Here is a 5291-nt window from a genome sequence, read left to right as displayed (position 1 = left end):
GCCGATCGCCCCCCAACCATTGCGGATCATTTGTAGCGGTGACCAGTCGAACAGGCCCTTGAGAAAGCCTACCAGCGGGGCGCTCACTGTTCTGATCGTGTCCCAGATCCCCTCGAAAAAATCGCCGATCGCCCCCCAGTTATTAATGATCATCCCCAGCGGCGACCAGTCGAACACGCCCTTGAGAAAGTCAATCACCGGCACGGCCAAGGCCTTGAGCAATCGCCAGATCGAATCGAAGAGCCCCGTTACAGGTCCCCAGTTGTCGATGACCAGGCCCAGCGGCGTCCAGGAAAACAGCGCCTTGAAAAAGTCGAACACCGAAGCGGCTGCCGTCGTGATCGACTGCCAAAGGCCGGCGAAAAATACGCTGATCGTCTCCCAGCCCGCGCTGATCATCGGCATCGGCGACCAATCGAGCACCGCCTGCAGCTCCGACATGAAGCTGGCCGCCATGCCTTTGATATCGCCCCAAAGCTCGCTGAAAAAGCCTGAAATCGGTTTCCAGTAAGCAACGATCAGCGCCGCGGCAAGGGCAAAGCCCACCACGACCAAACCGATCGGTGAAGCGAGCACACCCACCACCGCTGCCACCCCGGCCACCGCACCTTGCAGGACGGTGAACGCCACTGCCCCCGCCGCCAGGCCCTGGACCAGATTCGGATTGGCCGCCACGAACTCGGCGACGCGGCTCACCAGCGGCACCAACGCCGTCACTACGGAGTTCACCACAGGCAACAAGCCCTGGCCAAACTTCAGGGAAACCTTGTCGACCGCCTCACTCAAGCTCGCCAGATTTTTTGCCGTGGGCCCTGAATCAGATCCCTCGGCACCCTTGCGGGCCTCGGCCAGCTTGTTTTCCGCCTCGATCGCTGACTTGACGCCCTCGACAAAAGGCGCCGCCAAGCCTTCGCCCTTGAACAGCTCCGAGAGATCCAACTCGCCCAGGCCGCTGTCCTCCAGGCTCTTTTTGAAACTTTCGACTTTCTTGCTGACCCCTGACAGGTCGTCGTCCATTTTCTGGACGCCATTCACGACAAGGGCCATGTTCACAACTGTCTGGGTATTCGCCGTGAGCGTGTTATTGGTCGTAGCCATCACTGCACCTGCTGCATCGCATTGATCCGTTGCGCGTGCTCCAGGGATTCCCGGAGCACATCCAGTGGCCTGGCCATCATCTGTTCGGGGTCAACCTTCCAGAACCAGGCCAGGTCATAGGCGACCGCAATCAGCTCGCCGATGGCTGCGATGCCGCACTCATGAAAAAACCCGCCACCGCCCAGCTCAAGGTGTTGAGGTCGGACAGGTCCAGCTGGTTGACCGACGACGGCGGGATACCGGCGCAGACCGCGATGTACTTGGCCGCGACATCCATGTCGAGGCTGACGTCTTCGCCCTTGTCGATCTTGTACGGCAGCGCCTTGATCGCCCGCACTTCCTGCACCGTCGGACGACGCAGGGTGAGTTCGCTCAGGGGTTCGCCGTGGGCCTCGATGGGCACCTGCAACTTCACCGGATCAGTCATTGCCAGGTCCCCTTGATGCCTTCGAATTTCAGCGCGATGGTTGCGTCGTCACCCTTGGCGGACGGGGTGTCGCTCAGATAGGCACCGGCCAGGACGTAGACCTTGCCATTGCTGAATTCGCAGGTGACGGTCATGTCGGTGCCGGCGACCAGTTGCTTGAGCGGGAAGTCCGGCGTGTACAACGCGGTCACCGCGAAAGTGGGAGCGACGTCGGTTTCCTTGTAGAAACCCGGCACGACTGTTTCCCGTTTGACGAACATCAGCGGGGCTTCGCAGCCGCCATTGATAGTCAGTTGAGCGCCGTCCACTTTGACGTAGCAGGTACCCGCAATCAGTTGACCCATGGTGTATCTCCTTGCAATAAAAAGCCCGCATCGAGCGGGCTGGGGTTACGCAGTGTGGGCAGGCGATCAGGCCGCCGCGTCGTACTGCAGGCGGAACTGGTTGAGCAGCGCGAACACACGCAAGCCGTTGATGTAGTCCGGCGGGAACAACACGTTGACCCGGCTCGGGTCCTGGCTGTCGCGCTCGACGATCAGGTGATCGGCGAACATCTCGGCGTTCTCCACGTGACCTTCCAGTTCGAGCTTGGCGTACTGGGCAATCAGTTCACCGCGAATGGTGCTCGGGGTGAGGATCGGCTGGCCGGCGCCGAAGCGGGTGCCATCGTCTGCCAGCTTGTGGCGACCGTACTTGCTGGTGATCACGCTTTGCAGGCGGCGCACGATAAAGGCCGACTGGTGCATGGTCTCGCTGTCCAGGTAGGAGTTGTCCGCCTGGCCGTAAGCGTTTTTCTGGTAGGTGGTGATCGCCCGCTGGATGCGCACGTAACCGCCTTCGTAGTACGCGGTGGCCAGACCGTAGCTGAGCAGCGACTGACGTTCGGTCAAGGTAAAACGCTCGCTCGCCGCGGCCGGGTCGATACCCGCCAGGCTGCCGCTCTGGGTCGGACGGCTGGCGTCGGCGGAGATGAACACCGAAGTCCGCGCGGCCAAGGCCGCGGCCTGGACCCAGAACGGTTGTGGCACACCCGGCTCCATGGCCAGGATGGTCATGTGCTGGTCGTTACGGGTCTGACCGGCAGCCACCAGGGTGCCGACAGTACCGCGCTTGGCGGTGTAGACATGACCGAACAGTTGCTTGGACCAGGACCAGCGACCAACGCTGTCGTTCATCGCCGCCTGCCAGGCATTCAGGGTCGCCACGTCGGACCACGGCTGGCAGATGAATTCGAACGGTTCGTCACCCAGCGCCGCGAGTGCCGCAACCTGGTCCGGCACACCGGTGCCACCGGCCATTGGCGCGGAGACGATGGTCAAGCCGGCAGGGGTCTGCTCGCCATTGCTCTTGCCCAGGCGATTGAACTGCAGGCTGATGTCGTTGCCGCTGTCACCGGTCCATTTGCAGGTCAGGGTCACGGTGCCGTCGACGGCCACGGCGCTGACCGGCAGATCGGTCGCGGCGTTGACTTGCAGCGCCAGGGTGGTGGCCGCCTGGGCGGCGGTCGCCCCGTTGACCACGGCGGCCTGGACCCGCACACCACCGACATACAGGTTGAGCACGCCGCTTTCGGTGGCGGCGCCGGTCAGTTTCAGATCAGCCTTGGCGATGCTGCCCACGGTGTTTTGCAGCGGCAGGCACCAGATCTCGCCGACCGGATCGGTCTTGCGCCAGGTGTCGTACATCGAGGCGAGCATAGAGCCCTGGCCACCAATACTTTTCGCCAGGGCGACGCTGGAGACCAGCACCAGGCTGCCGATTTCGGTGCTGGTGGCGTTGTCGTTGACCTGGGCGACGATCAGGCCGCGCAGGGTCGACGACGCGCTATTGGCCGCCGAGTTGTCCATTTCGGCGTAGAACAGCGGAACACGCAGGTCCGCGGGGATGTTGCTGAATCCGATAGCCATTATTGGGCATCCTGTGGTTGTGCCGCTTGCACGGCGTTGAGGGTGATATCGCCATCAGCCAGACGACGGCGCCACCAGGCGCTGTCGGCCACTTCACGGCCTTCGAGCGGTAGCAGGTCGCCGGCTTCCAGATCCGGTACGGCGCGGCCCGGGGCCGGCACTACGGTGATGCGTTGGGTCATTGCGTTACGTCTCCAGAGAAAGTCAGCTCCAGGCGCCCGTCGGGGCCTGGGCGGTGCAGATTGGGGTCGGCGGGATCGATGGCATCGACCTTCACCGTGACCCCGGTAAAAGACGGCAAGCCGTCCAGTTCACGCTCGTGCCAGGTTTCCGCAGGGTCCGTGGAGCGATTGCGCCCCAGTTGGAACTCGGCGAAGAAATGCAGGCTGTAGAGCAGGCGGGTGGCGTTGATCGAGATCAGCCCGCCGCCGTCGTACTCGATGGGGTTGTAATAGGTGTCGGGTTTGAAGCCGACCAGGGCCCGCCAAAGTTCGGCGCGCAGGCTGTGGAGTTGGTCGAAGGCTTGGGCGCCGTTGCTGGCGTCGAGCACCAAGGTCAGTTCCAGGCGATCGGTCAGGGTTTGGCGGGCGACGTTTTGTGAGGCGTCCTTGTTCGCCAGGTCGGTCATCAGCGTGACAAAGGCCGCCGGGGTTTGCAGTGTGGTGTTGCTTTGCAACAGATCGAGATCAAGGCCGGTGGAAATGTGATTGGCAAGACTGGGGCATTGAGCACGCAGTTGCGTGAGAATCGGGGTGATATTCATGGGGGTTCACCGGGTAATAAAAACCCGTCGATTGACGGGTTCGACAGGCGATCATTCGCCTCCAGAAAGCCCGCGTCCTTGCGGGCTGGGCCCTGCTCTCGGGCCCGGTGGTTCCAATCCGTTGGTGATTCCGAGGGAGTCATGAGCGCTTTATTCGGATCGCTATCCGGCTATTGTTCCGGCTTGGTCTCCGGCGGAGCTGTTTCGTCAATCCCCAAGCGCCTGGCCGCCCAGCGCTCATAAATGCCGATGGCGGCGTCCGCACCGGCCATGGCGGTCAGGCAGCCAAAGGCGCCGGCGGTCCAGATCGACACACCGGCTGCATACAGCAGCATGATGGTCGACACGCCACAGATCATGCAGGCCCCGGAGCGCAATACCAGGCGCCGCAGCAGCACCCAGCCGCGGGCACCGTCCTTGTCGGCGCGCCACATTTCGCCGGAAACCCCGCCGACCACGGCCAGCAGGATGACCAGCCAGATAGGCATGTCCACCAACGCTTGTTGCTCGCTCGTCATGTCACGCCTCCTGCAATAAAAAAGGGCCATTCATTGGCCGGTGATGGTTTGGGCTTGTCGTTCAAGGTGAAGGGTTCTCTTCAGAGCCCGCGTTCGGTGGGCATTCCAAAAAGCCCGGTCGTCCAGGCTTTTCAGTAATGCGGTCCTGATACCCGGTCCTGGAGCCGCTCGCGTTTTCGGCGATGGAGGCTCCTGGCCGAACACCTGATCTTTCGGCGCTACTGGCGCGGTACGGATCGATTCAAATTGTTTTTCCGACCGCGACCCTGTCCGCCGGATAACTGCTTACGGTGCTTTACGCTGCACACCCGGGTCAGTTGCCAACCCTCTGAGCCGTTGAGGCCGGTTCATCGCTGCCTGTTCTTTGAAGCGGTGTCACTAAAGAGCGGTGGGTTGCCCCTGGCATCTCTGCCTGTCACCGACCTTTCTGGCCGGCTTGAGACAAAGAATATGCATGTATGCATATACAGTCAATGCACAAATGCATTTATTTATGCGCTTCTCTTGCGTGAATGCATGGAACCCATGCAGATCAAGGGCTGGGGCTTTTGGGCGGACGAAAAAAAACCCACATAGCT

General features: G+C 61.8%; 7 protein-coding genes. All 7 read right to left on the bottom strand.

The annotated features are described in order from the left end of the window. The coding region (locus M5C71_RS33440) for a phage tail protein (RefSeq protein WP_248769695.1) at positions 1-1098 on the bottom strand (1098 nt) is incomplete at its 3' end. Positions 1099-1228: 130 nt separating this feature from the next. Next, positions 1229-1525, bottom strand: a complete 297-nt coding sequence (locus tag M5C71_RS33435; RefSeq protein ID WP_100938666.1) for a phage tail assembly protein — start codon at positions 1523-1525, stop codon at positions 1229-1231. Beyond that, on the bottom strand, positions 1522-1869 hold the full coding sequence (locus M5C71_RS33430; protein ID WP_100938665.1) for a phage tail tube protein: 348 nt from the start codon (positions 1867-1869) through the stop codon (positions 1522-1524). Before M5C71_RS33430 ends, M5C71_RS33435 begins: the two co-directional genes overlap by 4 nt. A 66-nt stretch (positions 1870-1935) precedes the next feature. Beyond that, positions 1936-3432, bottom strand: a complete 1497-nt coding sequence (locus M5C71_RS33425; protein ID WP_248745154.1) for a phage tail sheath subtilisin-like domain-containing protein — start codon at positions 3430-3432, stop codon at positions 1936-1938. Further along, positions 3432-3614, bottom strand: a complete 183-nt coding sequence (locus M5C71_RS33420) for a DUF2635 domain-containing protein (protein ID WP_103498942.1) — start codon at positions 3612-3614, stop codon at positions 3432-3434. The genes M5C71_RS33425 and M5C71_RS33420 overlap by 1 nt, the downstream gene beginning before the upstream one ends. Further along, positions 3611-4195: a hypothetical protein gene (locus tag M5C71_RS33415; protein WP_177099816.1), complete on the bottom strand. Its 585-nt coding sequence runs from the start codon at positions 4193-4195 to the stop codon at positions 3611-3613. The genes M5C71_RS33420 and M5C71_RS33415 overlap by 4 nt, the downstream gene beginning before the upstream one ends. Positions 4196-4365: 170 nt before the next feature. After that, a complete protein-coding gene (locus tag M5C71_RS33410) occupies positions 4366-4713 on the bottom strand; it encodes a phage holin family protein (RefSeq protein ID WP_248769694.1) in 348 nt (115 codons plus the stop codon). Between the last annotated feature and the right edge of the window lie 578 nt (positions 4714-5291).

Source organism: Pseudomonas sp. MWU12-2345 (genome assembly GCF_023242385.1).
In the GTDB taxonomy this organism is placed as follows: domain Bacteria; phylum Pseudomonadota; class Gammaproteobacteria; order Pseudomonadales; family Pseudomonadaceae; genus Aquipseudomonas; species Aquipseudomonas gingeri_D.
Note: the sequence above shows the minus strand (reverse complement) of the source record. Positions and strands in the feature narration are given on the sequence as shown.

Excerpts from the sequence above, each read along its gene's own strand:
- M5C71_RS33435 (WP_100938666.1), bottom strand. The coding sequence starts at position 1,525 with ATGACTGATCCGGTGAAGTTGCAGGTGCCCATCGAGGCCCACGGCGAA.
- M5C71_RS33425 (WP_248745154.1), bottom strand. The coding sequence starts at position 3,432 with ATGGCTATCGGATTCAGCAACATCCCCGCGGACCTGCGTGTTCCGCTG.
- M5C71_RS33415 (WP_177099816.1), bottom strand. The coding sequence starts at position 4,195 with ATGAATATCACCCCGATTCTCACGCAACTGCGTGCTCAATGCCCCAGT.
- M5C71_RS33410 (WP_248769694.1), bottom strand. The coding sequence starts at position 4,713 with ATGACGAGCGAGCAACAAGCGTTGGTGGACATGCCTATCTGGCTGGTC.
- M5C71_RS33430 (WP_100938665.1), bottom strand. The coding sequence starts at position 1,869 with ATGGGTCAACTGATTGCGGGTACCTGCTACGTCAAAGTGGACGGCGCT.
- M5C71_RS33420 (WP_103498942.1), bottom strand. The coding sequence starts at position 3,614 with ATGACCCAACGCATCACCGTAGTGCCGGCCCCGGGCCGCGCCGTACCG.